This is a genomic window from Microvirga flocculans ATCC BAA-817 (genome assembly GCF_000518665.1).
Lineage (GTDB): Bacteria > Pseudomonadota > Alphaproteobacteria > Rhizobiales > Beijerinckiaceae > Microvirga > Microvirga flocculans.
This window is the reverse complement of record NZ_JAEA01000001.1, coordinates 173,843-200,165: the sequence shown is the minus strand read 5'-3', so window position 1 is coordinate 200,165 and position 26,323 is coordinate 173,843. Positions and strand designations below refer to the sequence as shown.

At 66.5% G+C, this 26,323-nt stretch carries 25 protein-coding genes; 10 read left to right on the top strand and 15 right to left on the bottom strand.

Going from position 1 to position 26,323, the window contains the following annotated elements; genetic code table 11:
* Nucleotides 1-13: 13 nt before the first annotated feature.
* Together mgtA and L879_RS19985 are read right to left on the bottom strand one after the other, a co-directional pair.
* Complete coding sequence (gene mgtA / locus L879_RS0101065) at nucleotides 14-2,602, bottom strand: magnesium-translocating P-type ATPase (RefSeq protein ID WP_027314484.1); 2,589 nt, start codon at nucleotides 2,600-2,602, stop codon at nucleotides 14-16.
* Nucleotides 2,603-2,623: 21 nt separating this feature from the next.
* Nucleotides 2,624-3,082 (bottom strand): YbhB/YbcL family Raf kinase inhibitor-like protein, encoded by a 459-nt coding sequence (locus L879_RS19985; RefSeq protein WP_035458333.1) that lies wholly within the window; start codon nucleotides 3,080-3,082, stop codon nucleotides 2,624-2,626.
* Nucleotides 3,083-3,325: 243 nt separating this feature from the next.
* Between L879_RS19985 and ppsA the strand changes: the two genes are divergently transcribed.
* Entirely contained in the window at nucleotides 3,326-5,743 is a 2,418-nt protein-coding gene (gene ppsA, locus L879_RS0101055; protein WP_027314483.1) for a phosphoenolpyruvate synthase, read from the top strand.
* A gap of 59 nt (nucleotides 5,744-5,802) precedes the next feature.
* On the opposite strand, the gene L879_RS0101050 is transcribed toward ppsA, so the two are convergent.
* Complete coding sequence (locus L879_RS0101050) at nucleotides 5,803-6,324, bottom strand: Hsp20/alpha crystallin family protein (protein ID WP_027314482.1); 522 nt, start codon at nucleotides 6,322-6,324, stop codon at nucleotides 5,803-5,805.
* A gap of 114 nt (nucleotides 6,325-6,438) precedes the next feature.
* Entirely contained in the window at nucleotides 6,439-7,365 is a 927-nt protein-coding gene (locus L879_RS0101040; protein ID WP_027314481.1) for a 1-phosphofructokinase family hexose kinase, read from the bottom strand.
* Nucleotides 7,366-7,493: 128 nt separating this feature from the next.
* Here L879_RS0101040 and L879_RS0101035 point away from each other — a divergent pair, with 128 nt between their 5' ends.
* Nucleotides 7,494-7,934 carry a PAS domain-containing protein gene (locus L879_RS0101035; protein ID WP_027314480.1) on the top strand — a complete coding sequence of 147 codons (441 nt, stop codon included), beginning with the start codon at nucleotides 7,494-7,496 and terminating at the stop codon, nucleotides 7,932-7,934.
* Between the two features lie 168 nt (nucleotides 7,935-8,102).
* Entirely contained in the window at nucleotides 8,103-10,157 is a 2,055-nt protein-coding gene (locus L879_RS0101030) for an NAD(+) synthase (RefSeq protein WP_027314479.1), read from the top strand.
* 186 nt (nucleotides 10,158-10,343) lie between these two features.
* On the opposite strand, the gene L879_RS0101025 is transcribed toward L879_RS0101030, so the two are convergent.
* On the bottom strand, nucleotides 10,344-10,775 hold the full coding sequence (locus tag L879_RS0101025; RefSeq protein WP_027314478.1) for a VOC family protein: 432 nt from the start codon (nucleotides 10,773-10,775) through the stop codon (nucleotides 10,344-10,346).
* A 71-nt stretch (nucleotides 10,776-10,846) separates the two neighbouring features.
* On the opposite strand from L879_RS0101025, the gene L879_RS0101020 reads away from it, so the two are divergent.
* The gene (locus L879_RS0101020) at nucleotides 10,847-11,290 is read left to right on the top strand and encodes a MarR family winged helix-turn-helix transcriptional regulator (RefSeq protein WP_027314477.1); all 444 of its coding nucleotides are present in this window, start codon (nucleotides 10,847-10,849) and stop codon (nucleotides 11,288-11,290) included.
* A gap of 47 nt (nucleotides 11,291-11,337) precedes the next feature.
* Here L879_RS0101020 and L879_RS19980 read toward each other — a convergent pair whose 3' ends face one another.
* Nucleotides 11,338-11,610, bottom strand: a complete 273-nt coding sequence (locus L879_RS19980) for an HNH endonuclease (protein ID WP_027314476.1) — start codon at nucleotides 11,608-11,610, stop codon at nucleotides 11,338-11,340.
* Between the two features lie 87 nt (nucleotides 11,611-11,697).
* On the opposite strand from L879_RS19980, the gene L879_RS22470 reads away from it, so the two are divergent.
* Entirely contained in the window at nucleotides 11,698-12,267 is a 570-nt protein-coding gene (locus tag L879_RS22470) for a BON domain-containing protein (protein WP_051434947.1), read from the top strand.
* Nucleotides 12,268-12,280: 13 nt separating this feature from the next.
* Here L879_RS22470 and L879_RS23445 read toward each other — a convergent pair whose 3' ends face one another.
* Nucleotides 12,281-12,499, bottom strand: coding sequence for a hypothetical protein (locus tag L879_RS23445; protein ID WP_154664037.1), 219 nt, complete (start codon nucleotides 12,497-12,499; stop codon nucleotides 12,281-12,283).
* A gap of 168 nt (nucleotides 12,500-12,667) precedes the next feature.
* Here L879_RS23445 and L879_RS0101005 point away from each other — a divergent pair, with 168 nt between their 5' ends.
* On the top strand, nucleotides 12,668-13,483 hold the full coding sequence (locus L879_RS0101005; RefSeq protein ID WP_027314475.1) for a MipA/OmpV family protein: 816 nt from the start codon (nucleotides 12,668-12,670) through the stop codon (nucleotides 13,481-13,483).
* 70 nt (nucleotides 13,484-13,553) lie between these two features.
* Here L879_RS0101005 and L879_RS0101000 read toward each other — a convergent pair whose 3' ends face one another.
* The 6 genes from L879_RS0101000 to L879_RS19970 all read right to left on the bottom strand — a co-directional run bounded on the left by L879_RS0101000 (nucleotide 13,554) and on the right by L879_RS19970 (nucleotide 20,932).
* Nucleotides 13,554-13,943 carry a 6-carboxytetrahydropterin synthase gene (locus L879_RS0101000; RefSeq protein WP_027314474.1) on the bottom strand — a complete coding sequence of 130 codons (390 nt, stop codon included), beginning with the start codon at nucleotides 13,941-13,943 and terminating at the stop codon, nucleotides 13,554-13,556.
* 122 nt (nucleotides 13,944-14,065) lie between these two features.
* The gene (locus L879_RS0100995; RefSeq protein WP_051434946.1) at nucleotides 14,066-16,006 is read right to left on the bottom strand and encodes a putative bifunctional diguanylate cyclase/phosphodiesterase; all 1,941 of its coding nucleotides are present in this window, start codon (nucleotides 16,004-16,006) and stop codon (nucleotides 14,066-14,068) included.
* A 26-nt stretch (nucleotides 16,007-16,032) separates the two neighbouring features.
* Nucleotides 16,033-16,551, bottom strand: a complete 519-nt coding sequence (locus tag L879_RS0100990; RefSeq protein ID WP_027314472.1) for a putative pterin-binding protein — start codon at nucleotides 16,549-16,551, stop codon at nucleotides 16,033-16,035.
* A gap of 227 nt (nucleotides 16,552-16,778) precedes the next feature.
* Nucleotides 16,779-17,717 (bottom strand): ring-cleaving dioxygenase, encoded by a 939-nt coding sequence (locus L879_RS0100985; RefSeq protein ID WP_027314471.1) that lies wholly within the window; start codon nucleotides 17,715-17,717, stop codon nucleotides 16,779-16,781.
* 145 nt (nucleotides 17,718-17,862) lie between these two features.
* Nucleotides 17,863-19,299 (bottom strand): M20 family metallopeptidase, encoded by a 1,437-nt coding sequence (locus L879_RS0100980; RefSeq protein WP_027314470.1) that lies wholly within the window; start codon nucleotides 19,297-19,299, stop codon nucleotides 17,863-17,865.
* Between the two features lie 67 nt (nucleotides 19,300-19,366).
* Nucleotides 19,367-20,932 carry a helicase HerA domain-containing protein gene (locus L879_RS19970; protein ID WP_035458331.1) on the bottom strand — a complete coding sequence of 522 codons (1,566 nt, stop codon included), beginning with the start codon at nucleotides 20,930-20,932 and terminating at the stop codon, nucleotides 19,367-19,369.
* Between the two features lie 302 nt (nucleotides 20,933-21,234).
* Between L879_RS19970 and L879_RS0100970 the strand changes: the two genes are divergently transcribed.
* Nucleotides 21,235-21,444 carry a hypothetical protein gene (locus L879_RS0100970; RefSeq protein WP_027314469.1) on the top strand — a complete coding sequence of 70 codons (210 nt, stop codon included), beginning with the start codon at nucleotides 21,235-21,237 and terminating at the stop codon, nucleotides 21,442-21,444.
* Nucleotides 21,445-21,459: 15 nt separating this feature from the next.
* On the opposite strand, the gene L879_RS0100965 is transcribed toward L879_RS0100970, so the two are convergent.
* A complete protein-coding gene (locus tag L879_RS0100965) occupies nucleotides 21,460-22,962 on the bottom strand; it encodes an MDR family MFS transporter (protein WP_027314468.1) in 1,503 nt (500 codons plus the stop codon).
* A 241-nt stretch (nucleotides 22,963-23,203) separates the two neighbouring features.
* Between L879_RS0100965 and L879_RS0100960 the strand changes: the two genes are divergently transcribed.
* From L879_RS0100960 to L879_RS0100950, 3 genes are all read left to right on the top strand, one after another.
* Nucleotides 23,204-24,397, top strand: a complete 1,194-nt coding sequence (locus L879_RS0100960; RefSeq protein ID WP_027314467.1) for a winged helix-turn-helix domain-containing protein — start codon at nucleotides 23,204-23,206, stop codon at nucleotides 24,395-24,397.
* A 63-nt stretch (nucleotides 24,398-24,460) separates the two neighbouring features.
* Nucleotides 24,461-25,213, top strand: coding sequence for a phosphatase PAP2 family protein (locus tag L879_RS0100955; protein ID WP_027314466.1), 753 nt, complete (start codon nucleotides 24,461-24,463; stop codon nucleotides 25,211-25,213).
* The gene (locus L879_RS0100950) at nucleotides 25,210-25,755 is read left to right on the top strand and encodes a regulatory protein RecX (protein ID WP_027314465.1); all 546 of its coding nucleotides are present in this window, start codon (nucleotides 25,210-25,212) and stop codon (nucleotides 25,753-25,755) included. The genes L879_RS0100955 and L879_RS0100950 overlap by 4 nt, the downstream gene beginning before the upstream one ends.
* Here L879_RS0100950 and L879_RS0100945 read toward each other — a convergent pair.
* Complete coding sequence (locus L879_RS0100945) at nucleotides 25,752-26,300, bottom strand: GNAT family N-acetyltransferase (protein WP_035458446.1); 549 nt, start codon at nucleotides 26,298-26,300, stop codon at nucleotides 25,752-25,754. The genes L879_RS0100950 and L879_RS0100945 overlap by 4 nt on opposite strands.
* Between the last annotated feature and the right edge of the window lie 23 nt (nucleotides 26,301-26,323).

Genomic DNA, 26,323 nt, shown 5'->3' with positions numbered 1-26,323 from the left:
ATCGGCCGAGGCCCTATCGCCTGCGCTGGTGGCTCCTCCCCTGCTGCGGCGCGAGGGCAAGGCGCTTGAGGAACTCCGCCATCAGGAGATAGCCCCCGATCAGCGCGGCTATGGACAGCAGGATCGGCCATGGCAGCGTGAAGAATCCCAGCCAATGGCCGACGGGTGAAAGGGCCAGGAGGATCGCGAGGCCGAGGGAGCCGAGCGAGGTCGCGACCAGGGCCCGGTTCGGCCGGCTGATCCAAGCCGGAAGTGCGGTGCGGATCAGGAAGACGACGAGGATCTGCGTCGCCATGGACTCCAGGAACCACCCTGTCCGGAACACCTCCGCCGAGGCGCCGAAGACATGGAGGAGAATCACGAAGGTCGCGATGTCGAAGAGGGAGGACAGGGGCCCCATGATCAGGGAGAACCGCAGCACCTCGTGCATGTTCCAGCTGTGCGGACGCTTGGTCGCCGTCTCGTCGACGTCGTCGAAGGGGATGCCCGTTTCGCTGACGTCGTAGAGGAGGTTGTTCAGCAAGACCTGGATGGGGGTGAGCGGGAGGAACGGCAGGAAGAGCGACGCAAAGGCCATCGACAGCATGTTGCCGAAGTTCGACGAGGTGCCCATGCGCACGTATTTCATGATGTTCGCATAGGTTCGCCGCCCTTCCGCAACCCCATCCGCTACGACTCCCAGATCGTGCTCGAGCAGGATCAGATCGGCGGCGGCCCTGGCGACGTCGGAGGCCCCATCGACCGAGAGGCCCGCATCGGCAGCCTTGATGGCGGGCGCGTCGTTGATTCCGTCCCCGATGAACCCCACCGTATGGCCGCGGGCCTGGAGCGCCCGGACGATCCGCGTCTTCTGGTCGGGCGACACGCGCGCGAAGAGGTCCACCTTGGCCACCCGCGCCGCCAGGGCCGCGTCTCCAAGCCCGGCGATGTCAGCCCCGGTCAGCATGCCCTTGGCCGGTATTCCCAGGGTCTCGACGATATGGCGCAGGACCGGCGCCGCATCGCCCGATACGATTGCGATCCTCACCCCCGCGCGCTCCAGGCGGCGGATGGCCTCCGCCGCCGATGCCTTGGGCGGATCGACGAAGACGCAGTACCCGACGAAGACGAGATCCTGCTCGTCTTTGGCAGCCGGCGCGGCGCGATCCTCCGGCATATCGCGCCAGGCAATGCCAAGGCAGCGCAGCCCCTCCTCGGATTTCGCGGCGAGCAGCGCCTGCAGCTTCCCGCTTTTCTCCTCATCGAGAGGAACCGGAACGCCGTCGCCCATGTCCACCCGGCTGCACCGCGCCAGGATTTCCTCCGGCGCGCCTTTCACGATCAGGAGGCGCCTTCGACTGTTCTCGACGAGGACGGAAACCCGTCGCCGCTCGAAATCGAACGGGACGTCGGCGATCTTCCGCCACGCGTCGAGAGGCTTCTCCTGCGTATGCGCCAGGATCGCATCGTCGAGCGCGCTTTTGACGCCGCTTTCGAAGCGGCTGTTGACGGCCGCGAATTCGATGACACGCTCCGAATCCTCTCCACTGAAGCCGGGATGCGCCACGAGGTCGATGCTGGCTTCGGTCAGCGTTCCCGTCTTGTCGGTGCAGAGCACGTCCATGGCTCCGAGATCGTGGATCGCGGCGAGCCGCTTCACCACCACCTTGCGGGCGGCCATCCGGACCGCGCCGCGAGAGAGCGTCACGGTCATGATCATCGGCATCAGTTCCGGCGTGAGCCCGACCGCGAGCGCCACGGCGAAGAGGAAGGATTCCAGCACGGGCCGGTGAAGCGCCAGATTGGCGAGGAGCACGAAGAGCACCAGGAAGGCTGTGATGCGCAGAATGAGCACGCCGAAGGCGTGCAACCCGCGCTCGAAGGAAGTGGGCGGCTCCTCCGAGCGCAGGGCCGCCGCGATGCCGCCGAAGCGGGTCCGCGCGCCGGTTGCGACCACGAGCATGGTAGCCTCGCCGCTGACGAGGGCCGTTCCTCCGAAGAGGGCGTTGAAGGCTTCCGCCGGCGTCGCCGCCGCGCTGGGGCCGGGCCGTTTCTCCACCGGGAACGGCTCTCCGGTCAGGAGCGCCTCGTTGGCATGGGCGGCGCGGCTTTCGAGCAAGATGCCGTCCGCCGGGACGAGATCGCCCGCCCGAAGCAGAACGATGTCGCCCGGAACGATGTTCTCGACGGGCACGCCGACCGGCCGGCCGCCGCGCTTCACCTGCGCGCGCACGGCCACGGATTGCTTCAGCGCCTCGGCCACCTTCTCGGCGCGATGTTCCTGCGTCACGTCGAGGGCAATCGAGATGGCGAGAATGGACAGGATGATGCCGAAGCTCGCCCAGTCTCCCGTCGCGCCGGAAATCAGCGCCGCCACGATCAGGATCGCGATCAGCGGCTCGATCAGGCGCTTGCCGATCTTGGCGAGAATCCTGCGGCGGACGGGCTCGACCGCGATGTTGCGGCCAACGTCCCGCAGGCGCCGGGCCGCTTCCTGCGCGGACAGGCCCTGCTCCTCCGACCGGAGAGACGCAAAGCTTGCCTCGGCGGAGCGAGACCAGAAGTCGTCTGATGGGCTTGGCTGCGTTTGCCTTCTCCCCGGTAGAATGGACCTGCGCCTCATCGGCGATCCGCAGACCGCTCGCTATCTCTCATAGACTCCCATAAGGCGCGCCTCGGCCAGCAGATGCCTGCGGGCCTCGCGCTCCACGTCCTGGCAGAGGGAGTCGCCGGCCATGGGAAGATGCGCGACGTCCAACGCGAGAAGATGAAAACGGTAATGATGCGGCCCGCCGCCGCGAGGCGGGCATGGACCGCCATAACCGTGTTTGCGGAAATCGTTGATCGCTTGCCGGAAGCCGTGCCGCGCAGCCGCCTGAGCCGCACCCGGTCCAAGTTCCCGCATCTCGGCGGGAATGTCGTAGGCAGCCCAGTGATGCCAGGTTCCCCGCGGCGCATCGGGATCGAGGCAGAGCAGCGCGAAGCTGAGCGTCTCCTCCGGCGCGCCATCCCATCGCAAGGGCGGCGACAGGTCTGCGCCGTCGCAGGTGTATCGATCGGGAATGACGGCCCCGTCGTGGAAAGCATCCGATCTAAGCTGCATGCGTGAGCCTCCATTGGCCCGGACCCGCGACCCGAACCACGAAACTCTTCCTCCTTTGGCTCTTCGGCCTTGATGAAAGTCAATGCCGGTCGGCCGATCCGTCGCGGAGAATGCGATGTGAATCAGGCATCTGCATTGCCTATCCTCGGCATGTAGTGGGATCCTGGGCCCCATCCGGGGCATCGCTCAAGGAACGCGCGAGAGGAATCTCTCCGGACGCCGTCGGTCAGGAGGAAGGCGATCATGCCCTCGCATTACCGGTACATCAGGTTCTTCAAGGATATCGGCATTCAGGACGTTCCCCTCGTCGGGGGCAAGAACGCTTCTCTCGGAGAACTCTACCGCGAGCTGACGCCGAAAGGCCTGCGCATCCCGAACGGGTTTGCCGTCACGGCGGAGGGCTACCGGACAACGCTGCAGCAGGCCGGCGCATGGCCGCGCCTGCACACGATCCTCGACCCGGTCGACCCGGGCAATCTCACCGATCTGGCCGATCGCGCACGACAGGCGCGGGAACTGGTCTATAGCTGCCCGCTCTTTCCGGAGCTGGCGGAGGAAGTCCGCCGCGCCTATCGGGAGCTGGTTCAGGAATACGGGTCCGAGCTGACGGTCGCCGTCCGCAGCTCCGCCACGGCTGAGGATCTTCCGACGGCGAGCTTTGCCGGCCAGCACGAGAGCTATCTCAACATCGCAGGCGAGGAGCAGGTTCTCGATGCCCTGCGGCGCTGCTTTGCGAGCATGTTCACGGATCGCGCCATCCGCTACCGCATCAACAACGGCTTCGACCACTTCAAGGTCCTGAACTCCGTCGGCATCATGAAGATGGTGCGCTCGGACCTGGCGTCATCCGGCGTGACCTTTTCCATCGACACGGAGACCGGCTTTCCCGACGTGGTGTTCATCACAGGCGCCTATGGGCTGGGCGAGAACGTGGTGCAGGGCACGGTCGATCCCGACGAGTTCTACGTGTTCAAGCCGACCTTCAAGAGCGGCAAGCGCCATGTTCTCAGGCGCTCGCTCGGATCCAAGAAGATCAAGATGGTCTATGCCCAGGGCGGCATCCGCGAGCACACACGCAACATTCCGACCGACCGGAAGGAACGCGCCCGGTTCTGCATCGGCGACGAGGAGGTCCTTCTTCTCGCCGATCATACGATCAAGATCGAGGAACATTACAGCGCCAAGGCCGGCATGCGGCGCCCCATGGACGTCGAATGGGCGAAGGACGGGATCGACGGGGAGATCTACATCGTCCAGGCGAGGCCCGAGACCGTCGCGTCGCGGATCGACCGTAGCAAGCTCGAGGAATATCGCCTGACCGGGAAGGGGCCGGTGACGGTCACCGGGCGCGCCGTGGGAACGAGGATCGCATCGGGCCGTGCGCGAATCGTCGCCAGCCAGGCGGACCTCGCCGCCTTCCAGCCCGGCGAGGTCCTGGTCGCCGACAGCACATCTCCCGACTGGGGCACGGTGATGAAGACGGCCTCCGCCATCGTCACCAACCGGGGCGGCCGCACCTGCCATGCTGCCATCGTCGCCCGCGAGCTCGGCCTGCCCGCCGTGGTCGGAACCGACAATGCGACGAGCCGGATCGGGACCGGCGATCTCGTCACCGTCTCCTGCGCGGAGGGAATCAGCGGAAGGGTCTACGACGGCGCAGTGCCGTTCTCGGTGGAGAGGATCGATCTGTCCGCGATGCCGCGCCCCGTCACCAAGGTCATGATGAACGTGGGCGAGCCTGAGAGCGCCTTCTCCTTGAGCTTCCTGCCCAATGACGGCGTGGGCCTCGCGCGCATGGAATTCATCGTGACGAACGCCATCAGAATCCACCCGATGGCTCTCGTCCATCCGGAGCGCGTCGATCCGGAGGAGCGCGCACAGATCGAGAGCCTGACCGAGGGCTACGCGACGCCCTCCGATTACTTCGTCGAGCGCCTGTCGGAAGGTGTCGCGACTCTGGCTGCCGCCTTCTTTCCCAAGCCCGTCATCGTGCGCCTGTCGGATTTCAAGACGAACGAATATGCGAGCCTGCTCGGAGGCCGGGCCTTCGAGCCTATGGAGGCCAATCCGATGCTTGGCTTCCGCGGCGCTTCGCGCTACGCGCATCCGGCCTACGAGGCCGGCTTCGCGCTCGAATGCGCGGCGCTCAAGCGCGCGCGCGAGGATATGGGGCTTGTCAACATCATCCCGATGATTCCCTTCTGCCGCAGGGTCGAGGAAGCCGAGCGGGTCATCGCGAAGATGGGCGAGTTCGGATTGCGGCGGGGAGAGAACGGCCTCGAAATCTACGTGATGTGCGAGATCCCCAACAACGTCATCCTGATCGATGAATTCTCACGCTGCTTCGACGGGTTCTCCATCGGCTCCAACGACCTCACCCAGCTGACGCTCGGCGTGGACCGGGATTCGGAGATCGTCGCCTTCGACTTCGACGAGCGCGATCCGGGTGTCTTGAAGATGATCGCCATGGCGGTCGAAGGCGCGCGCCGCAACGGCCGCCATTCGGGAATCTGCGGCCAAGCCCCCTCCGACTACCCGGAGGTTGCGGAATATCTGGTGCGGCTGGGGATCGATTCCATCAGCCTCAATCCCGATTCGGTCCTCAAGACCACGCAGCGCATTCTCGATATCGAGCGGGAACTCGGGCGGAGCGGCGTGTGACCGGAACCTGCGATGGGGAGTGAACCCGGAGCGTTCCTCCCCATCCGGGAATCGACGGCTCAGGCTGCCTTGACCTCGATCTTCGTTTCCTTCTTCGCCTCTTCCGTCTTGGGAAGCGTCACGGTCAGCACGCCTTTCTGGAAATTCGCCTGGATCCTGTCCGCGCTGACGCCCGCGGGCAGGCTGAAGGAGCGCTGGAACGAGCCGTAGCGCCGCTCGGAGAGGTGGTAATTTGCCTCCTTCTCCTCCCGCTCTTCCTTCTTCTCGCCCGTGATGACCAGGTTTCCGTTGGACACTTTGACCTCGATGTTCTTCTCGTCCATGCCCGGCAGCTCGGCCGTGACCTCGAACCGGTCGGGACGCTCGACGACGTCGACGACGGGCTCGTGGCCGCGCCCCATGGACGACCAGAACGGCTCGACATCCGCCATGAAGCGTCGCGGCGAGAGAGAGAGGAAGCCCCGTCCGAAATCGTCGAACAGGCGGTCCATTTCCCGGCGCATCCGCTCGAACGAGGTCAGACCCGTCTCGGCGAGCGCACCCTTTCCGCTCTTCAGAGGGAGCTTGGTTGTCTCAGCCATTCGCATGTCTCCTGTCACAGTCACCCCAGCCGCGATCACCATGCCCGAGACCGGCCCGGAGACATTGCGTTTCGTCAAACTCACGGATGCATCGTTCGCATGGCGCTTCGCGGCCTACGCGATGGGCGCGCCGTAGAGACGCTCCACGTCGTCGCGACGGCAGAGTTCTGTGCCCGGCGTCATCAGGGTCGCGGCACCCGCCGCCATGCCCAGGCGCACGGCCTCGCGCAGGGAAAAGCCTCGCGTCAACCCGAACACGATGGCGCCGACCATGCTGTCTCCCGCACCGACCGCACTCCGGACCGGCACCGCGATGGGATCGAGGCGCACGGCCTCGCCCGCCGTGACCAGGAGAGCGCCCTTGGCGCCGAGCGACACCACCATGATCTCGCCCACGCCCTGCGCGATCAGGCTCCGGGCGGCGGTGATCTGCTCGGCTTCGGTCGCGAGTTCCTGCCCGACCCATTCGCGCAGCTCGCGCAGGCTGGGCTTGAGCAGATACACACCCGTGCGCGTCTCGCGCAGGGCCTCGCCCGAGGTGTCGAGCACGAAACGGGCCCCGGCCTTCCGGGCGAGATCGGACACCTGCTGAAAGAAATCGGCGGGAACGCCCGGCGGAAGGCTGCCGCTGGCGACGACGAAGCGGGCGCCCTCGGCCAGCCGGGCGAGGCGGCCGAGACAGGCGCGCCATTCCTCTTCCCCCAGGGCCGGCCCCGGCAGCACGAAGCGGAACTGCTGGCCGCTCTGCCGCTCGTCGACCGTGAAGTTTTCCCGCGTCACGCCGGCGATGGGCACGCGGCAATAAAGCGTGTGCTCCCGGTCCAGCAGGGCATCGAGCGCCTGGCCGGAAGCCCCGCCCGCCGGGAAGACGGCGAGAGCATCGCCGCCGAGGGTGCGGATCACCCGCGCCACATTGATCCCGCCGCCGCCCGGATCGTAGCGAGGCGTGCCGCAGCGGATCTTGTCCGTGGGCATGACCTTGTCCGCGCTGGTGGCGATGTCCAGCGCCGGGTTCATTGTCAGCGTCACAACCTGGGTCATTCCGGCACCTCCCTTCGGGCCATGATAGCCGCGTTCACGGAACCGGCCAGCGCTGCGGGGTCAACTTTTCCGCGCGCTGCTCTAATTGCGTCATGGGGAGCCGGGCGGCTCGATGAGGAGAGAGTGTCATGGGATCTGACGCAAGCGCCTATTCGTTGCCTCCCTCCATCGATTCCGAACTGGCGCGGCTCCAGCTTTACTGGAAGGACCTCATCCGCGGGGAAAATTCCATGCCCTTTTCGGACGACATCAATCTGTCCGAGATCCCGGAACTCGAAAGCCGCATCCTTCTGATGCAGGCTTTCGAGAATCCCGAGCGCTTCCGCTTCGAGCAGGTGGGAGAGCGGATCGGCTCCCATTACGACGTTCCCTTGAAAGGTCTCTTCGCGGACGAGATCCGGCAGCACGGCCCCCTGGAGGATTTCGTGAGGCAATGCAGCGCCACCGTCGCTCGCAGCGCCCCGACCTATGTCCGCTCCGGCGCGGGTTATGAACGGATTCTTCTTCCGACCTGGGGCGAGGGTCATGTGCAGCTGCTGCTCGGGGCCGTCGCCCGGACGTCCGGGTAAGCCCCGGGCGATCCGGCTGCCTGGACTTATCCCTCTGCCGCGAACGGCGATGGCATTGAGCTGCCCTGGCCCGACTTGGTAAGAGCGATGCAACGCCTCAGGGTCGAGCGTTGCCATGGCAGGCCTTCCGGCCGCCCTATGCGGAAGACCCCTTCGATCGGATCTGGGATGGCATCCTTCTTTTCGCCCTATCGTCATGACTTCGCCCGCGTCGCGGCCTGCGTTCCCCGGATCGAAGTGGCCGATCCGGTCTTCAATCTAGAGCGCACCCTCGAACTCCTGCGCCAGGGGCACGCGGAGAGGATCGCGCTCATGGTCTTCCCCGAGCTCGGCCTGTCGGCCTACGCCATCGACGACCTGCTGCATCAGGATGCGCTTCTGGAGGCGGTGGAAGAGAGCCTGGCGCGACTCGCGGCGGAAAGCGCGGCGCTCTTTCCCGTGGCCGTGGTCGGCGCGCCCCTGCGCCTGGACGGGCGTCTCTACAACACGGCCGTGGTCATCCATGCGGGGCGCATCCTGGGCGTCGTTCCGAAGGCCTATCTGCCGAACTACCGGGAGTTCTACGAGCGCCGCCACTTCGCGCCCGGCGCGGGAATCCGCGGGCAAGGGATCGATCTCGCGGACTTCCAGGTTCCCTTCGGCATCGATCTCCTGTTCCGGTCGGCGGGAAGCTGCCCCTTCACCTTCCACGTGGAGATCTGCGAGGACATGTGGGTGCCGCAGCCGCCGAGCACGCAGGCTGCCCTCGCGGGGGCCGAGATCCTTCTCAATCTCTCCGCCAGCAACATCACCATCGGCAAGGCCGAGGACCGGCGTCTGCTGTGCGGCTCCCAATCCATGCGCTGCATCGCAGCCTATGCCTATTCGGCGGCAGGCCCCGGCGAGTCGACGACGGATCTCGCCTGGGACGGCCATGGCGGCATCTTCGAGAACGGGGTGCAGCTTGCGGAAACCGAGCGCTTTCCGTCGGGCTCCGCCATGGCGGTGGCCGATGTCGATCTCGGGCGGCTGCGCCAGGAGCGCATGCGGCGGGTCACGTTCGGCGATTGCGGCGACGCGTCGAAGGTTACGCCGGGCGACTTCCGGATCGTTCCCTTCACCCTCGACGCGCCCGAGGAGGCCCTGCCGCTGCTGAGGCCCGTCGAACGCTTCCCCTATGTGCCCTCCGATCCCGCCAGGCTCGCGGAGAACTGCTACGAGGCCTACAACATCCAGGTCCAGGGCCTCGTGAAGCGCCTGCAGGCCACGCGCACGGAGAAAGTGGTCATCGGCGTCTCGGGGGGGCTCGATTCCACACAGGCCCTCCTCGTCTGCTGCCGCGCCATGGACAAGCTCGGCCTGTCCCGCACCAACATCCTGGCCTATACCCTGCCGGGCTTCGCCACCAGCGAAGGCACGAAGGGCAATGCCTGGGCCCTCATGCGGGCCCTCGGCGTCAGCGCCGCCGAGATCGACATCCGCCCGGCGGCGCGGCAGATGCTTGCCGACCTGGGGCATCCCTATGCTGAGGGCAAGGCGGTCTACGACGTGACCTTCGAGAACGTCCAGGCCGGCCTGCGGACCGATTATCTGTTCCGCCTCGCCAATCATCATCGCGCCATCGTCATCGGCACGGGCGATCTTTCGGAGCTCGGGCTCGGCTGGTGCACCTATGGCGTGGGCGACCAGATGTCCCACTACAACGTCAACGCCTCGGTCTCGAAGACCCTGATCCAGCACCTGATCCGCTTCGTCGCAGCCTCGGGCGAGGTGAACGAGGCGACCGCCGATCTTCTTCACGCCATCCTGGCGACGGAGATCTCGCCCGAACTCGTGCCGCAGGATTCCTCAGGACAGATCCAGTCGACGGAAGCAACGATCGGCCCCTATGCGCTGCAGGATTTCAACATCTACTATCTCACGCGCTACGGCTTCAGGCCGTCGAAGATCGCCTATCTGTCCTGGCACGCGTGGAAGGACGCCGAGGCGGGCACCTGGCCGCCGAACATTCCGGCGGCGTCCCGCAGGGCCTATGAGTTGCGCGACATCAAGCACTGGCTGCGGGTTTTCCTGAGCCGCTTCTTCACCAGCCAGTTCAAGCGCACCGCGATGCCGAACGGGCCGAAGATCTCGTCCGGCGGCTCCCTCTCGCCCCGCGGCGACTGGCGCGCTCCATCCGATGCCGGGCCGGGCCTCTGGCTCGCCGAGCTGGAGAGAAACGTTCCGGATGCGGAGCCCTCATAGGGCTCCGCCGCCCCTCGGACCGTTAGAGCATCGTGCGGACCCAGCGGGCCGCGCGAGCGAAAAGTGGATCAGGTTTTCGCTGACGCGGCCCTGCGGGTCCGCCCTCAACGCTGCTCTCACTCAAGAAGAAAGCATCGGATCGATCCCAAAAGTGCAAGTCCACTTTTCTCGTCCGATGCTTTAGCGTCAGGCATTCGCCATCTCGCCCATCGCTTCCTTCGCCGCCTCGACATCCATCCACATCACCTCCCAGATATGGCCGTCCGGATCCTCGAAGCTCCGGCCGTACATGAAGCCGTAATCCTGCTTCGGGCCCGGATCGACGGTGCCGCCCGCCGCGCCCGCCCGGTCGATCATGTCATCCACAGCCTCGCGGCTCTCGGCGGACATGGCGATGAGCACCTCCGTGGTCGTCTTCGCGTCGGCAATCGCCTTCGGGGTAAACTGGCGGAACTTGTCGTGGGTGAGCAGCATCGCATGGATGGTCTCGGAGAAGACCATGCAGGCCGCGGTATGGTCGGTGAACTGCTCGTTCTTGACCGCCCCCACGGCCTCGTAGAAGGAAACCGCCCGCGCAAGATCGCTGACGGGCAGGTTCACGAAGATCAGCTTGGACATGTTTCCCCCTGGATGTGATAGCTGGTTACAGAAGAACTTGACATTTAAGTTGATATCAACATAATAGCAGCATGTCAAACAAGCGGGATGTACCCTTCGAGACGACCTTGCTCGTCCGTGACACATGCCTGTGCCTGCATGCGCAGCGCGCCGCGCGGGCGCTCGCCCGCCGCTTCGACGAGGCGCTGCGCCCGGTCGGCCTCACCAATGGACAATTCTCGTTGCTCATGTCCCTGAACCGGCCTCAACCGGCCGCCATGGGATCGATTGCCTCGCTGCTGGCCATGGACCGCACGACCCTGACGGCGGCCCTGAAGCCCCTCGAGCGGCGCGGGCTGCTCAAGGTGCAGGCCGATCCCAAGGACAAGCGCAGCCGCCTGATCCTGCTGACGCCGGAGGGCTTGAGCCTCCTGGCCCGCGCCGTTCCGATCTGGGAGGATACGCACAAGGCGGTGGAAGCCCTGGCAGGCGACGAAGCCGACCGCCTGCGCGCCCATCTGCTCGCGCTCTCCTGAGCCGCATCGCACGAAGGCGATGCCTCCTTCGGCTCCGCTGCTCCCGGTCAGGCTTTGCGTCCCGCCGCCTTCAGGGTGCGGAACGCCTCGGCCTCCATCGTTCCGCGCTCGTTGTTGCAGGCGGAACAGGCCAGCACGAGATTGTCGCGGGTCAGCGGCCCGCCATGGGATTTCAGGTGGACATGATCGAGCGTCGCCAGATCGGGCGCGCGCTTCACGCCCCGCCCGGGACGGCGCGCGGGAATTCCGCAATAGACGCAGCATCCCCCGTCGCGGGCATAAACATCCTCGAAGAGCCTGAGCCGCTGCGCTGCTTTCATGGGGAATTCGCCGATCGTGTGCGCCGATGTCGTGTGGAACCGCGGGAAAGCGGAGTGGTTGCTCCTGCAATCGCAAGGAGCACGGCCATGGTAGAGACCCGCCGCAGGAATCGAAACCCCTTCAACGACACCGATGGCGACGCTCCGCGCGGCGCCGTCGGTTTTCGCAGAACAGGCCGCCCTTCGCCCGACGGCGAAGGCAGCGGTGCGGGGGAGCCGTCTGGCGGCTTCATCGACGATGGACGAGGCGGCCCGCCCGATGACGAAGGCTTCGATCCGGATTACAGCCGCTTCCGGTCCGGCTACGGCGCTTTCGGCGACCGCGATCCGGAGGATGCGGAATTTCGCTCGAACAGGATGACGGGACGCGTTGCGACGGGGCCGTATCGCGGCCGCGGCCCCAAGGGCTACAGGCGGCCGGACGAGCGCATTCACGAAGATGTGTGCGAACGGCTGACGGAGGATCCCTTCATCGACGCCTCCACCATCGAGGTCGCGGTGAAGGATGGCGAGGTGACCCTGAACGGCACGGTGTCGAGCCGCGGCCTCAAGCACCGCGCCGAGGATCTGGCTGAACTCGCTTCCGGCGTCGCCCATGTCCAGAACAATCTGCGCGTCCAGGGCATTCCTGACCTGCCGGACAGTTCCGCCTCCTGACCTTGAGCGCCTCTCAACCCCGGCTGCGGGGCACCTCGGGCTGGGGCGTGGGATGGATAACCGGTTTCTCCGGCTCCGGCGGCTGCTCGGGAAGAGATGAGGGAGGGCTGGACGGCGTTGCCGTCGGCGGGCTCTCGGGCGGCGAGGGCATGACGGGCTGCGGCTCCGTCGGCGGCGGCTTGGGATAGAACTCGTCGGGCTGCGGACGGCTGCCGGCGCAATATGAGGACAAGAAAGCCTCCCTCGATACTCTTGCCAGTCAACCGTCCAGTTCACAGAAAGTTCTGCGGCGGCCCCCTGCTCGGTCAGAATGGCGAAACCATAGGTAAAGTCCGTGGCTTGACCTTGCGCGCATTTGCGGACACGACATCCGGATTGGAATGTCGAGTTTGGAAGAATCATGCGCATTGCCCGATCTCTCGCCCTCGCCGCCTGCCTCGTCGCGGCTCCGACCCTGTCGCAGGCCGCGGACCTGCTCTTCACGCCCGAATCGCTGCAGACTTCGGGCTGGATCGTCACGGTGAAGGGCAATGTGAGGGTGGGTCCGTCCTATCCCGGTTCCGACGAATTCAGCTTCATCGGCTATCCCTCCTTGAGCTTCCGCCGCGCGGGAACGGTCGAACGGTTCAGCGCGCCCGATGACGGCCTGAGCTTCTCGTTCCTCGACGAATCGGTGTTCCGCATCGGCGTGGTCGGCCGTTTCCAGGGCGGGCGCTACCTGCAGGACAATCGGGAGCTTTTCGGCCTGCAGAAGGTCGACTGGGCGGTGGAGCCCGGCGTGTTCGTGGAATACTGGCCCATCGACTTCCTTCGCGCCCGCGCCGAGGTGCGCCGCGGCTTCAACGGGCATGAAGGCTTCGTGGCGGATTTCGGCCTGGACGCGGTTCAGAGGTTCGGAGCCGTCACCCTCTCGATCGGTCCCCGCCTCGCGCTCGGCGACAGCGAATTCACCCGCACCTATTTCGGCGTGACGCCCGTGGAAGCCGCGCTGAACGGTCAGGTGACGCCCTACCGGCCGTCCGGCGGCATCACCTCGGTGGGCGCGACCGGCGCCATAAGCTACGACTGGTCGCCGCAATGGTCGACGACCGCCTTCGTCACCTACAAGCACCTGGTGGGCGATGCGGCCGACAGCCCGATCGTCAAGCGCTTCGGTTCCGAGCATCAGGTCGGCTTCGGGCTGACCGTCTCCTATTCCTTCGGCTACACTCCTTGAGGAGGAACAGCCGCTCAGAAACGAAAAAAGCCGCCTCCGAGAGGCGGCTTTTTCTTTCCGGATGCGTCCGTCAGGCTGCGAGGCTCGCAGCCGTCGCCGCGCCTTCGCCACGATAGATGCAGCCCTCGGACGAGCCGGCCATGCCGCGCTTGAGCTCGACTTCCTCGAGGCCGGGAAAACGCTCCTTCACCAGCTTCCAGATGTACTTGGTGACGTTCTCCAGGGAGGCGATGCCGATCGCGGGATTGAGATCCAGGTTGCCGTGATCGAGCCCGGACCCGTGCTCACCCTTGATCTCCTTGATGTAGTTCTCGACGTCGTAGAGATTGACCGGCCAGCCGTAGACGTCGTCGACGGGGCCGCCGAAGGTCAGCTTGACGATGAAGGTGTGCCCGTGCAGCCCGGAATAGGGAGCCACCGAATGCGCGGCCTCGAACGTGAATTCGCAATAGGTCTTCATTCATCCTGCTCCAGAAGTGACGTGGTTGAAACGGCCTGTCAGCGCTGTCCGGCCCGGGGCCTCGACGACAATTTGCCTATCATAGATCATTGCCTGCCGCCGACAATCCACACCGGCCCGCATCAGGCGACTTTCACGCCGTTCTTGAGCGCGGCGAGCGTATAGACCAGCTCCCGCGCAGGCCTCGGGCGGCCGAAATAGTAGCCCTGGGCATCCGTGCATCCGGCGGCCTCGATCTGGCGCAGCTGCTCCTCGGTCTCGATCCCTTCGGCGACGGTCGGCATTCCGAGACTCGCGCCGAGGCTGGCGACGGATTGCACGATGGCCAGGCAATCGGCGCGCTGCGACATCTCCCGCACGAAGGACTGGTCGATCTTGATCTTGTCGAACGGAAAGCTGCGCAGATAGCTCAACGATGAATAGCCGGTGCCGAAATCGTCCATCGCGATGCGCACGCCGAGACGGCGCAACTGATGCAGGGTCGAGACCGTCATCTCGTTGTCCTGGAGCAGCACCGACTCGGTGATCTCCAGCTCGAGCCGTTGGGGAGCCAGTCCCGAAAGCGCAAGCGCGCGGCTCACGGTCTGCACGAGCCCCCGGCTGCGGAACTGCACGGGCGAGAGGTTCACGGCGACATGCATGTCGCGCGGCCATGTGGCCGCCTCCCGGCATGCCTGCTCGATGATCCATTCGCCCAGGGACGAGAGCAGGCCCGTATCCTCCGCCACCGGGATGAATTCCGACGGCGAGATGATGCCCCGTTCCGGATGATGCCAGCGCAGGAGCGTTTCGAAGCCGGCGATCTCGTCGTCCCTGAGATTGATCTGCGGCTGGTAGAAGAGTTCGAACTCGCCGTTCGTCACCGCCTTGCGCAGGTCGACTTCCAGGGCGCGGCGGGCCTGAAGCTGCTCGTCCATGGCCTGCTCGAAGAAGCGGAACGTGCCGCGTCCATCGGCCTTGGCGTAATAGAGGGCCATGTCCGCATGCTTGAGGATCTGGCTCGACGTGACGTTGGCCTGCGCCAGGGCGATGCCGATGCTCGTGCCGATGAAGAGCTCCTGGCCGTCGATGCTGAACGGCGCGCGCAGGGCCTCGACGATGCGGGACGCGAGCGCGGCGCTCTGTTCGGGCCGCTGGATGCCCGTCTGCAGGATCGCGAACTCGTCGCCTCCGAAACGGGAGATCAGGTTTCTCACCTGGCCTTCCTGCTCGGAAATGCAGTCCCTCAGGCGATCCGCCACGGCCTTGAGCAGTTCGTCGCCTGTCTCGTGGCCGAAGGAATCGTTCACGTCCTTGAAGTGATCGAGATCGAGATCGAGATAGGACACCGCCACGGTGGGCCCCCTGGGCCGCAGACTGGCGAGCGCCTGATCGAGCTGGTCGCGCAGCACCACGCGATTGGGCAGGCCCGTCAGCGCATCCTGATGGGCCAGGACATGGAGTTCCTGGTGAGCACGCCCCAAGAGGCGGTTGTGCCGGTCGAGCAGGAAGATGAGGGCCAGACCGATGACGATCAGAACCACCGCGATGCCGGAGAAGACCCAATGCAGGCGCACCAGTTCCTGCTGATCCTTCTGCACGAGCGCCGCGCCGTGGTTGTGGGCGGCCGATGCGAGCTGCGCGAGCTTGCCCTCGTGGGGCCTGAGGATATCGAGCGCCTTGCGGGCGGCTGTCGGATCGCTGTCGATCGCGGCGATCAGAGGCTGGACCTCTCTGAGCGCATCCTGAAACTCGCGCAAGGTCGCGCTGTGCTCCGGGTCCCGATCGAGCAGGTCCTGGAAGCGGCCTTCGTTCAGCGTTTTCGCCCGGGCATAGAGAATGTCGAAGCGCAGATCGATCTCGTCCTTGTCGACGCCGCTTTCCGGGTGATGGAACTCGGCCAGGCGATGCTCCAGCCGGATGAACTCGGATGCGGCCTGCCCGGCCTCCCAGGCGGGATAATAGGCGGAGATCTGCTGCAGCGCCCCCTGGCGCTGGACGACCAGCACCGTGATGTAGATGCCTGCGATCAGGAAGCCGCCGATGACGATGGCGATGACCGTTTTGAAGGTGCGCAGCGACAAGAGGCGGCCCCTGGATCTTCGATGCGCTATCTCACGTCGAACTTGGCGACCTGCCAAGCCGAGCGGGCATAATAGGTCTGCGTCTTCAGATCCGGATCCGCATCGTAGGGATAGATGATGAACAAGGGACCCTTGTCGCGCACGGACATGTACTCGCCGTCGCGCTTGAGGGCGAGGATCACCTTATACTTCGCAAAATCCTCCATCGGGATTTCGGTGGCATAATCGTTGAGCGCGACGACGATCAGTCGCTCTCCGGTCGCGCCCACATGCTTCATCAGCTTGTTCATGGAGACGCCTTCGAACTTGACCTTGCCCTCATGCCAGGGCGTCGTCGTCTCGATGGTTTCCAGGCCGAGGGCTTCCAGCATCGCGCGGTCGAACTGCGCGGCCTTGTCCTTGTTGGTGGCGCCGATCTTGCCGGTGATCGTCAGGATCGGTTTTTCCGTCGGCGTCCCCAGGGGAGCGGCATAGGCCATTCCTACGAGACCGAAGAGCGCAACGAGCGCCCCCACCAAGCCCGCCATCAACTTCTGCGCCGCCATGAAGACCCCCTACGAAATGTAATATGAATACTCAAACACAAGAAATTTGAGAAAAGTCTTACACGACTCAGGTCGATAAGCAAAAGTGCTCGCAGAATATATGAAACAAATGACAGTCACCGGTCATCGTTCGCCGTCCCGAGGTCACGAGGATGGCGTCCGCCTGCAAAAAACCGCCCCGCATCTCTGCGGGGCGGCTGCTGAAATCGGATGCCTGCGGTCGACGCTCAGAGCGGCTTGAGGCCCGCTTCGATCTCCGCCCGGCGCGGCTCGAGGAAGGGCGGCAGGGCCAGGCGCTCGCCGAGCTTGTCCATGGGCTCGTCGGTCGCGAAGCCCGGACCGTCGGTGGCGATCTCGAACAGGATGCCGTTCGGCTCGCGGAAGTAGAGGCTGCGGAAGTAGTAGCGGTCGACGGGCCCGCTCGACGGTGCACGGAGAGATTGCAGCCGCTCCCAGCATTCCTGATAGCTCCGCTCGTCGGGCGTGCGGAACGCCACGTGATGCACGCCGCCCGCGCCCGGTTGCGCGAAGGGCAGATGCGGTTCCACGGCCACGTGCAGCTCCGCCGCAGGCCCGCCCTCGCCCATCTCGAACACATGCACCGGCGTGTCGCCGACGCGGTATTCCCGGACCGCGCGCATGTCCATGGCCTCGGTCAGCACGCGGGCGGTGCGCTCGATCTTGGGCACGCTGAGCCTGATGGGGCCGAGGCCCCGGATCTGGTACTCGGCCGGAACGGGGCTGCGCTCCCAGGGGTGCGCCTCGCCCTGGCCGCCGTCATCCACGAGGGTGAGGCGCTGGCCCTCGAAATCCTCGAAGTCGAGGGTAAGGCGTCCGTCGCGCTCGACGATCCGCTCGCTCGCGACCTTGAGGCTGTTGAAGCGCTCCTTCCACCATTGCAGCGCCTTCTCGCCGTTCACGCGCAGGGCCGTCTGGGCAATGCTGTGCGTGCCGCGCCGCTCGCGCTCCACCGGCCAGTCGAAGAAGGTGATGTCGGTGCCGGGCGAGGCCTTCCCGTCCGCGTAGAACAGGTGATAGGCGGAGACGTCGTCCTGGTTGACGGTCTTCTTCACGAGCCTCAGGCCGAGGGCCTGCGTGTAGAAGGCGTGGTTGCCGCGCGCATCCGCCGTGACGGCGGTCAGGTGATGAATTCCGGTCAGCTTCATGGGGCTGTCTCCATTGACGTTGCCATGAAGATAGGCTTGCACTGTCGCAAGATCGACCCCAGCAAAAGCCAAAGTCGATTTGCGTCAATGCAAAACAAATGCCGCGCGCTCCTGTCCGCTGCGACAAGAAACGGCGAAGCCGCCGTCAGGCCGCCTTTCCATGCAGATCCTCGGGCGTGACCTCGGGCGGGATCGGGCAGCGATAGGCGCGGCCGCCGGTGCGCTCCTTCAGCTCCGCCTTGGCGCGGGCGAGGAGATCCGGGTTGCGCAGGCAATCGGCGGCGGTGGCCGCCATGGCCTTGGCGGCGAGCACCATGCCCTTGTGGGCGGCGGGCAGATTGCCCTGGGTGACGAGCTGCCAGGTATGGAACGGCGTGCCGACGGCGAAGCACGCGGCGTGGCATTGCACCGTGGGTACGATCCAGCTCACGTCGCCCACATCGGTGGAGCCCATCATCACGCCCTCGCGCTCGGGCATCGGGAGCACACCGTCGTGAAGCGCCTTGCCCTTCAGCGCGGCGCCAAAGGTCTTCACGCTCTCCTGGATGTCCGCCGCGCTCAGCGCGTCCGCCTGGAGCTTTTGCGCGAAACCGAGATCCGCCGCGTCGAAGGCGGGCGGCCCGATGCGGCGCATGTTCTCGTACATGGCTTCCTGCAGGGCCTTGTTCGGCACGATGTTGGAGGTCGCGTCCGTGATCTGCACCGTCACGCTCGTCTCCGTCATGAGCGCCGCGCCCTCGGCGATCTTCGTCACGCGCTCGAAGAGGCGCTCCGCATCGGGCAGGTGCGGCGAACGCACGAGATAGAGCGATTCCGCATAGGCCTGCACCACGTTCGGCGCGATGCCGCCCGTGTTGGTGGTGGCGTAATGCACGCGCGCATCGGAGGGCATGTGCTCGCGCATGTAGTTGACGCCCACATTCATCAGCTCCACCGCGTCGAGCGCGCTGCGCCCGAGATGGGGCGAGGCGGCCGCATGCGCCGCGCGGCCCGTGAAGCGAAAGTACGCCTGGATGCAGGCGAGCGAGCTTTCGGTGGAGACCTCGTTGACCACGTTCGGATGCCAGCAGAAGGCCGCATCGAGATCGTCGAACAGCCCTTCGCGCGCCATGAAGGTTTTGCCCGATCCGCTCTCCTCCGCCGGGCAGCCGTAATAGCGCACGGTGCCCGCGATGCCCTCCGCCTCGAGCGCATCCTTGAGGGCGACGGCGGCGAGCGCCGATCCCGATCCGAGCAGGTTGTGGCCGCAGCCATGGCCCGGCGTTCCGCTCGCCGTGGGCCTGTGCTCGGTGACGCCCGACACCTGCGCGAGATCGGGGAGCGCATCGAACTCGCCGAGGATGCCCACGATGGGACCGCCCTTGCCATATTCCGCCACGAACGCGGTCGCCATGCCGCCGGCATTCCGGGTGATGCGAAAGCCCTCGCGCTCCAGCATGGCGATCTGCTCGGCGACCGACCGGTGCTCCTCGAACGCCAACTCCGGCATCGCCCAGATGCGGTCGCTCAAGGCGCAGTAATCGGCGGCTTTCGCATCGACATGCTTGACGATGGAATCGAGGCTGAGGGGGTCGTTATGCATGATTGTCGGTCTCACATGGTTCTATGGTGAGGCGAAGCCTACCGCATCGCGCGGGAAAGTGGACACCCTACCCCGCCGCAAACAAATCCCGCGTATCCGCTGACGCCACGGGTTCCTCGAAGGCGTTCGGGTCGCCCGGGCCCGTCTCCCAGCCGAGATCCGGCAGGGCGATGATGCGAAGCCCCCGCGGGTCGTTGCGGGTCACGACGATGTTGCGGGTTTCCATATAGGCGATGAGGCGGCGCGCGCGGCCGGGCGAACGGCTGCCGCAGGCGCGGGCGATCTCGCCGTCCGGCGGGCAGGGCGCGCCTTCCATGGCGGCGCGGGCGAGGAGCAGGAACACGCCCTGGATGTCCTCCTCGAGATCGTTCGCGAAGGCGACCGCGCGGTCCCATTCCGTGCCTTCGGCGGTAGCGGTGTCGACGCCTGCCCGCGCCACCGCGAGGCGGCGGCGGAAGGCGGGAAGGTTCAAGGGCTCGCCGGAGACGCGGCGGATGCGGCAGCGGACGAGAAAATCCTGATACAGCACGGCCACGGAGCGGAAGGCGGCCTCCGGATCGTCGAGGATCTCGCGCAGGATGGCGTCGAGCGCGGCCTCGCGCTCGGCTTTCGTTTCTTCCGTCGCTTCGGCGCTTTGCGGCTCAGGCGTCGCCGCGGCGCGGGTGCGGGCGAGCTGGGCGAGAAGATCGTTGGTGGAGGGCGCGGGCGGCGGAAGCGGCGCGCGGCGCTGCACCACGGGACGGGCGGCGAGTTCTTCCTCGCTCGCCGTGAAGATGAGGTCGCGGGCCTCCTCCTTAGGCTGCTCGGGCAGCGGCATGAGCTTGAAGGTGCCGGTGCGGGTGGAGGTCTCCACCGGGCCGATGCGGATCGGCAGCGGGCGGCGCGAGAGCGCGGGGCCGAGCGCCACGAAATGACCGCGCTCGAGATCGCGGAACATCTCGGCCTGACGGCGCTCCATGCCCAGAAGATCGGCGGCGCGGGCCATGTCGATGTCGAGGAAGGTGCGGCCCATGAGGAAGTTGGAGGCTTCCGCCGCCACGTTCTTGGCGAGCTTGGCGAGGCGCTGGGTGGCGATGATGCCGGCAAGCCCGCGCTTGCGGCCGCGGCACATGAGGTTGGTCATGGCCCCGAGCGAGACCTTGCGCGCCTCGTCGGACACGTCGCCCGCCGCGGCGGGGGCGAAGAGCTGCGCCTCGTCCACCACCACGAGCATGGGATACCAGTAGTCGCGCTCCGCATCGAAGAGGCCGCCGAGGAAGGCCGCCGCGCAGCGCATCTGCGCCTCGGCGTCGAGCCCTTCCAGGCTGAGCACCACGGAGACCCGGTGCTGGCGCACGCGGGCGGCGATGCGCTGCAGGTCGCCCTCGCTGCGGGAGGCGTCCACCACCACATGGCCGAACTTGTCGGCGAGCGTCACGAAATCCCCCTCGGGGTCGATGATCGCCTGCTGCACCAGGGAGGCGCTCTGTTCGAGAAGGCGGCGCAGGAGATGCGACTTGCCGGAGCCGGAATTGCCCTGGACGAGCAGGCGCGTCGCCAGAAGCTCCTCCAGATCGAGCTGCGCCGATTGTCCTCCGAGCGCGGGGGAGCCCCCGCCCGAAGAAACCTGCCCCATGTCGATCCCGACCTTCATCAGCCTCCCTCGTGCGGTTTTCGAAAAAAGTCCGGCCGGCACGCCGGAACCGATTCCACGTCAGTCGAATCGGCTCTCGTCTTTGCCATGCCGCATTTTTGAACGGCGAACCGGATCCACTTCGCCGAAAAATGCTCTAACACGGCCGTGCCCATCGACGTGCCGGAGAAAACCGAACTCTCCACAGGCTACATGCGCTATCCCCAGCCACGACGCCGCAGGATCCGGGAAACCCGTACACGCCCCCGGGGGTTGATCTTCAAGGCGTTCTCCGCGGACGCGGGAGAGGAGGAACGCTCGCTATGGCTTCCTTCGGCCAAGCCCTCCGGACGGTCGCGGCCCATCCCGAAGCCGTCGCCGACCGGTCCGTCATACGGGAGTATGCGGACGAGATGAGGCTGCCTCCGGCAGCCGAATCCCGGGCCGAGGCCGTTTTCACGACCGTCGGCCTGTTTCTCGTTCTGGCGATCGTGCTGTCGGCCCTGTGGATCCTGCTGCGCGCCCGGCGGTGAAAGGCAAGAACGGTTTTAATCCGCCACCGCCGCCTCCGCGGCCTTGACGGCGCTGCCGCGCAGGGGCCGCTCCTCCAGGGCGAGCAGGAAGGCGAGCGCCAGCCCGAAGCCCGCAATGGCCGCCATGAAGACATGGCTGAAGACCCCGGCGAGGTCGATTCCGCTCCGGGCCGCCACCTTGCTCAGGCCCTCGAAGCTCGTCGCGCCGTTCAGGCCCGAGCCGGAAAGCACGATGGCCCCGAAGATCGCCACGATGAAGGCGCCGCCCAGCGAGCGGAAGAAATTGGCCGTGCCCGTCGCCGTGCCCATCTGGTGCGGCGCGACCGCGTTCTGGGTCGCGACCATGCTCACGGGAAGCAGCGTGCCGAGGCCGATGCTGATGACGGCGAGCACGCCTTCGACGGCGAGGATGGACAGGGACTGGCCGTAAAAGGCGAGAAGGCCCGTGGCGGCCATCGCCACCGCGAGCCCCGCCGTGGGAAGCCGCTTGTAATGGGCGACCCGCGCCATGGTGCGGCCGGAGAGGGTCGCACCCACCACCGTTCCCGCCATGAGCGGAATGAGCGCCAGGCCCGACAGGCTCGCCGAGAGGCCGCGCACCGCCTCGAAATAGACCGGCAGGTAGATGGTGAGCCCGATATAGGTGCCCATGCCGAAGCAGGCGGAAAGGGTCGCCATGCGCACGACCGGATTGTGCAGCACGCCCGGCGGGATCAGCGGCTCGGGCGCGAGCCGCATGCGGGCGGCGAACAGCCCCCAGAGCAGCATCGACAGGGCGATGAGCCCGAGGATCGGCAGCGAGGCCCAGGGATAGCGCAGGCCGCCCCAGCTCAGGGCGAGCAGCAGCGCGACGGTGGCCGCGACGAGCAGGACCGCGCCCAGAAGGTCGAGCCGGTGGGGACGCTCGTGCCGGGGCAGCTTCTTCAGGCTGCGATAGGCGAGCGCGAAGGCGGTGAGGCCAAGCGGCAGGTTGATCCAGAAGATCACCGACCAGTGCATCTTCTCCGCGAAGAAGCCGCCGAGCACGGGCCCGAGCAGGCTCGAGGACAGGAAGACGCTGGCGAAGTAGACCTGGTAGCGGCCGCGCTCCCTCGGCGGCACGATGTCGGCGATGATCGTCTGGGCGAGCGCGATCAGCCCGCCTCCGCCGATGCCCTGCAGGGCGCGGGCGAGGATGAGGACGACCATGCTCGGCGCGAGCGCGCAGGCGATGGAGCCGATGATGAAGACCACGATGCCGATCAGCATGATGATGCGCCGGCCATAGGAATCGCTGAGCTTGCCGTAGAGCGGCGTCACGGCGGTGGAGGTCAGGAGATAGACCGTCACGATCCAGGAGATGTGCTCCAGGTCGCCGAGCTCGCGCCCGATGGTCGGCAGGGCCGTCGCGATGATGGTCTGGTCGAGGGCCGCCAGGAACATCGCCAGCAGGACGCCGACGATGATGGTGCGGATCTCGGCATGGCTCAGAGCCTTGCTCTGGCCGCTCTCGGGATGGGCTGTGGGTGACTGGTCCATGATATCCTTCGCGTTCCGGCCCGTTCATCTAGAGGACGAATCGCACCTGTGCCGGATTCTCGGCTGCAAGGGTGGTATGCATTCCGCCTGAAGAAAGGTCTAAGCGCGTCGGGCAGGGCCGAAGGGCCGCTCCCGACAAGGCTCTAAGCCCGCCGCCATCCACAGGTTCCGCCCCCTCGCGCCTTCGAACCCGCAGGCCGGGTCTGGCCTTTCTCCACGATGTTCCTCTATTGTTCACGCCATGCCGTCCCGCACAGATCTCAGCCTCGCCCAGGCCCGGCGCATCGCACTCGCCGCGCAGGGGTTTCACCAAGCCCGACCCGCGGCCGCCACGAAGCGGCACCTGGGCCGGGTGCTGCAGCGCTCGCACCTGCTCCAGATCGATTCGGTCAACGTGCTGGTGCGCGCCCATTACATGCCGCTCTTCTCGCGCATCGGCCCCTATGACCGCTCGCTCCTCGAGCAATCCGCCTATCATCCGAAGAGGCGCGAGGCCTTCGAGTATTGGGGGCACGAGGCTTCCCTGATCCGGCTCGACCTGCATCCCCTCTTCCGCTGGCGCATGGCGCGCGCGAAAAGCGGCGAGGGCCTCTATGGCGGCCTCGCCCGCTTCGGCCGCGAGAAGCGTGCCTTCATCGAAAAGGTGCGCCGCGAGATCGAAACGCGCGGCCCCTTGGGTGCGGGCGAGCTCTCCATCGGCGGCAAGGGACAGGGTTCCTGGTGGGGATGGAGCGACGGCAAGCGTGCACTGGAATGGCTCTTCTGGGCCGGCGAGGTCACCACCGCCTCGCGGCGCGGCTTCGAGCGCCTCTACGACCTGCCGGAGCGAGCGCTGCCCGCCGCCACCCTGGCCATGCCGACGCCGCCGGAGGACGAGGCGCAGCGCGAACTCCTGCGGCTGTCCATCCGCTCCCTCGGCATCGCCTCCGAACGCTGCCTGCGCGACTATTTCCGCCTGGAGCCGCGGGATGCGAAAGTGCGCATTCCCGAACTCGTGGAAGCGGGCGATCTCATACCCGTCGCCGTCGAGGGCTGGAACGGGCCGGTCTATCTCTCGCCCGAGGCGAGGGTTCCCCGCCGCGTCGAGGCGCGGGCGCTGGTCTCGCCCTTCGACCCCATCGTCTGGGAGCGCACGCGCACGGAGCGCCTGTTCGACTTCCGCTACCGCATCGAGATCTACACCCCCGCCGAGAAGCGGGAATTCGGCTATTACTGCCTGCCCTTCGTGCTGGGCGAGCGGATCGTCGCCAGGGTCGATCTCAAGGCCGACCGCGCGAACGGAACCCTCATCGTCCACTCGATCCACCCGGAAGCCGCGGTCCGGCCGGACGAGATCGCTCCCGCTCTCGGCGAGGAGCTGCGCCTCATGGCGGACTGGCTCGGGCTCGCCGACATCGCCGCGCCGAAGGCGTGGCGGAAAGGGCTTGAGGTGTAACCTGCGGAGACTGCCGACGCCGCCTCTCGCCAGATGCTCCGCGATTTCCTATCTCATGGGTTCATGAACACGCTTCTCGTCCCCGCCAAACGCCTGTGGCTGCGCCTGCGCCTCAACGAGGTCGGGCCGCTCCTTTCGCTTTCGGCCTGCGGCTTCTTCGCCTGGGCCTTCATCGCCCTTGCCGACGAGGTGCGGGAGGGCGAGACCCATGCCCTCGACAGCCGGCTCCTGCTGGCCCTGCGCGATCCACAGAACCCGGCCAATCCCCTCGGGCCTTCCTGGCTGGAGGAATCGGCGCGGGACATCACGGGCCTCGGCGGCTACGCGATCCTGACGCTGCTCACCCTGGCGACGGTCACGTATCTGCTCATGGCGGGAAAGCGCGGCGCGGCCCTCCTGGTGGTGGTGGCCATCGTCGGAGGCACGCTGATCTCGACGGGTCTCAAGCTCGGCTTCGAACGGCCCCGGCCCGACCTCGTGCCCCATGCGACGCGGGTCTACACGGCGAGCTTCCCGAGCGGGCACGCCATGATGTCCGCCATCACCTACCTGACCCTCGGCGCGCTGCTCGCCCGGGTGGAAAGAAGCCGGCGCGTCAGCGCCTTCATCATGGGGCTCGCCATCGCCATGACCCTGCTCGTGGGCATGAGCCGCGTCTATCTCGGCGTCCACTGGCCGAGCGATGTGGTCGCCGGCTGGTCGGTCGGGGCGGCCTGGGCGGCGCTCTGCTGGTTCGTGGCGCTGCAATTGCAGCGGGGCGGCCAGGTGGAAAAGCCGGGCGAGGCCTCACCCCCAGCCGATGCCAAGCCGGAATGACGGACGAGGCCGGCAATACCCCTCGCAAGCCGCCGCGCCCGGTGACGCCCGCCTATCTGCAGCGGGCGGCGCTCGCCTATCTCGAGCGCTATGCCTCCTCGGCGGAGAACCTGCGGCGCGTGCTCCGCCGCAAGGTGGACAATCGCTGCCGCCTGCGCGGCGAGGATCCCGGGGCCTTCCAGGACATGGTCGACGAGGTGGTGGCGAAAAGCCTGCGCAGCGGCCTTATCGACGACACGCGCTACGCGGAGGCGCGCGTCGCGACCCTGCGCCGCCGGGGCGGATCGGCGCGCGCGATCCAGGCGAAGCTTTCCGCGAAGGGCGTCGACCACGCCACCATCGCGGCCGCGCTGGAGACCGAGGAAGGCGACGAGGAGCAGGCCGCCCGCACCTTCGCCCGCCGCCGCAGGCTCGGCCCCTTCCGGCCCGGCGAGCGCGCGCCCTACCGGGACAAGGACATGGCCGCCATGGCCCGCGCGGGCTTCCGCTTCGACGTGGCGCGCAGGATCATCGACGGCGAGATCGACGACGAGAGCGCTTAAGCGCTCTCCCGAACGAACATGATCGTCGGATTGTCCTTGTAGCTGGTGCGGCAGGATTCCCTGTAGCCGCATTTCTCCGCCACGCGGAGCGAGGGCTCGTTCTCCGGCGCGATGATGCAGGCGGTGCGCCCAGGGCCGAAATGACCGTCGGCCCAGGCGATGGCGGCGCGCGCGGCTTCCGTCGCATAGCCCTTGCCGTGGCCGTGAGGCGCGATCACCCAGCCGATTTCCGGAACGCCGTCGAGAGAGGGCTCGATCTGGCGCCGGAAATCGGCGAAACCGACCTCACCGGCAAAGCGGCCGGTCGCTTTCTCCTCGACGGCCCAGTAGCCGAATCCCAAAAGGGCCCAATGGCCGACATAGCGCAGCAAGCGCGCCCAGACCTCCTCCCGCGTGGAAGGCTTGCCGCCGATGAAGCGCGTGATCTCCGGATCGGTCCAGAGGGCGATGCAATCGGAAAAATCGTCCGTCCGGTGACCGCGCAGGATGAGGCGTTCGGTCTCAACGACCGGGACGGAACCGCCAGGAAGAAGGGGCTGCAGCATGGCGGCCACTGTGAAGCGGGGAT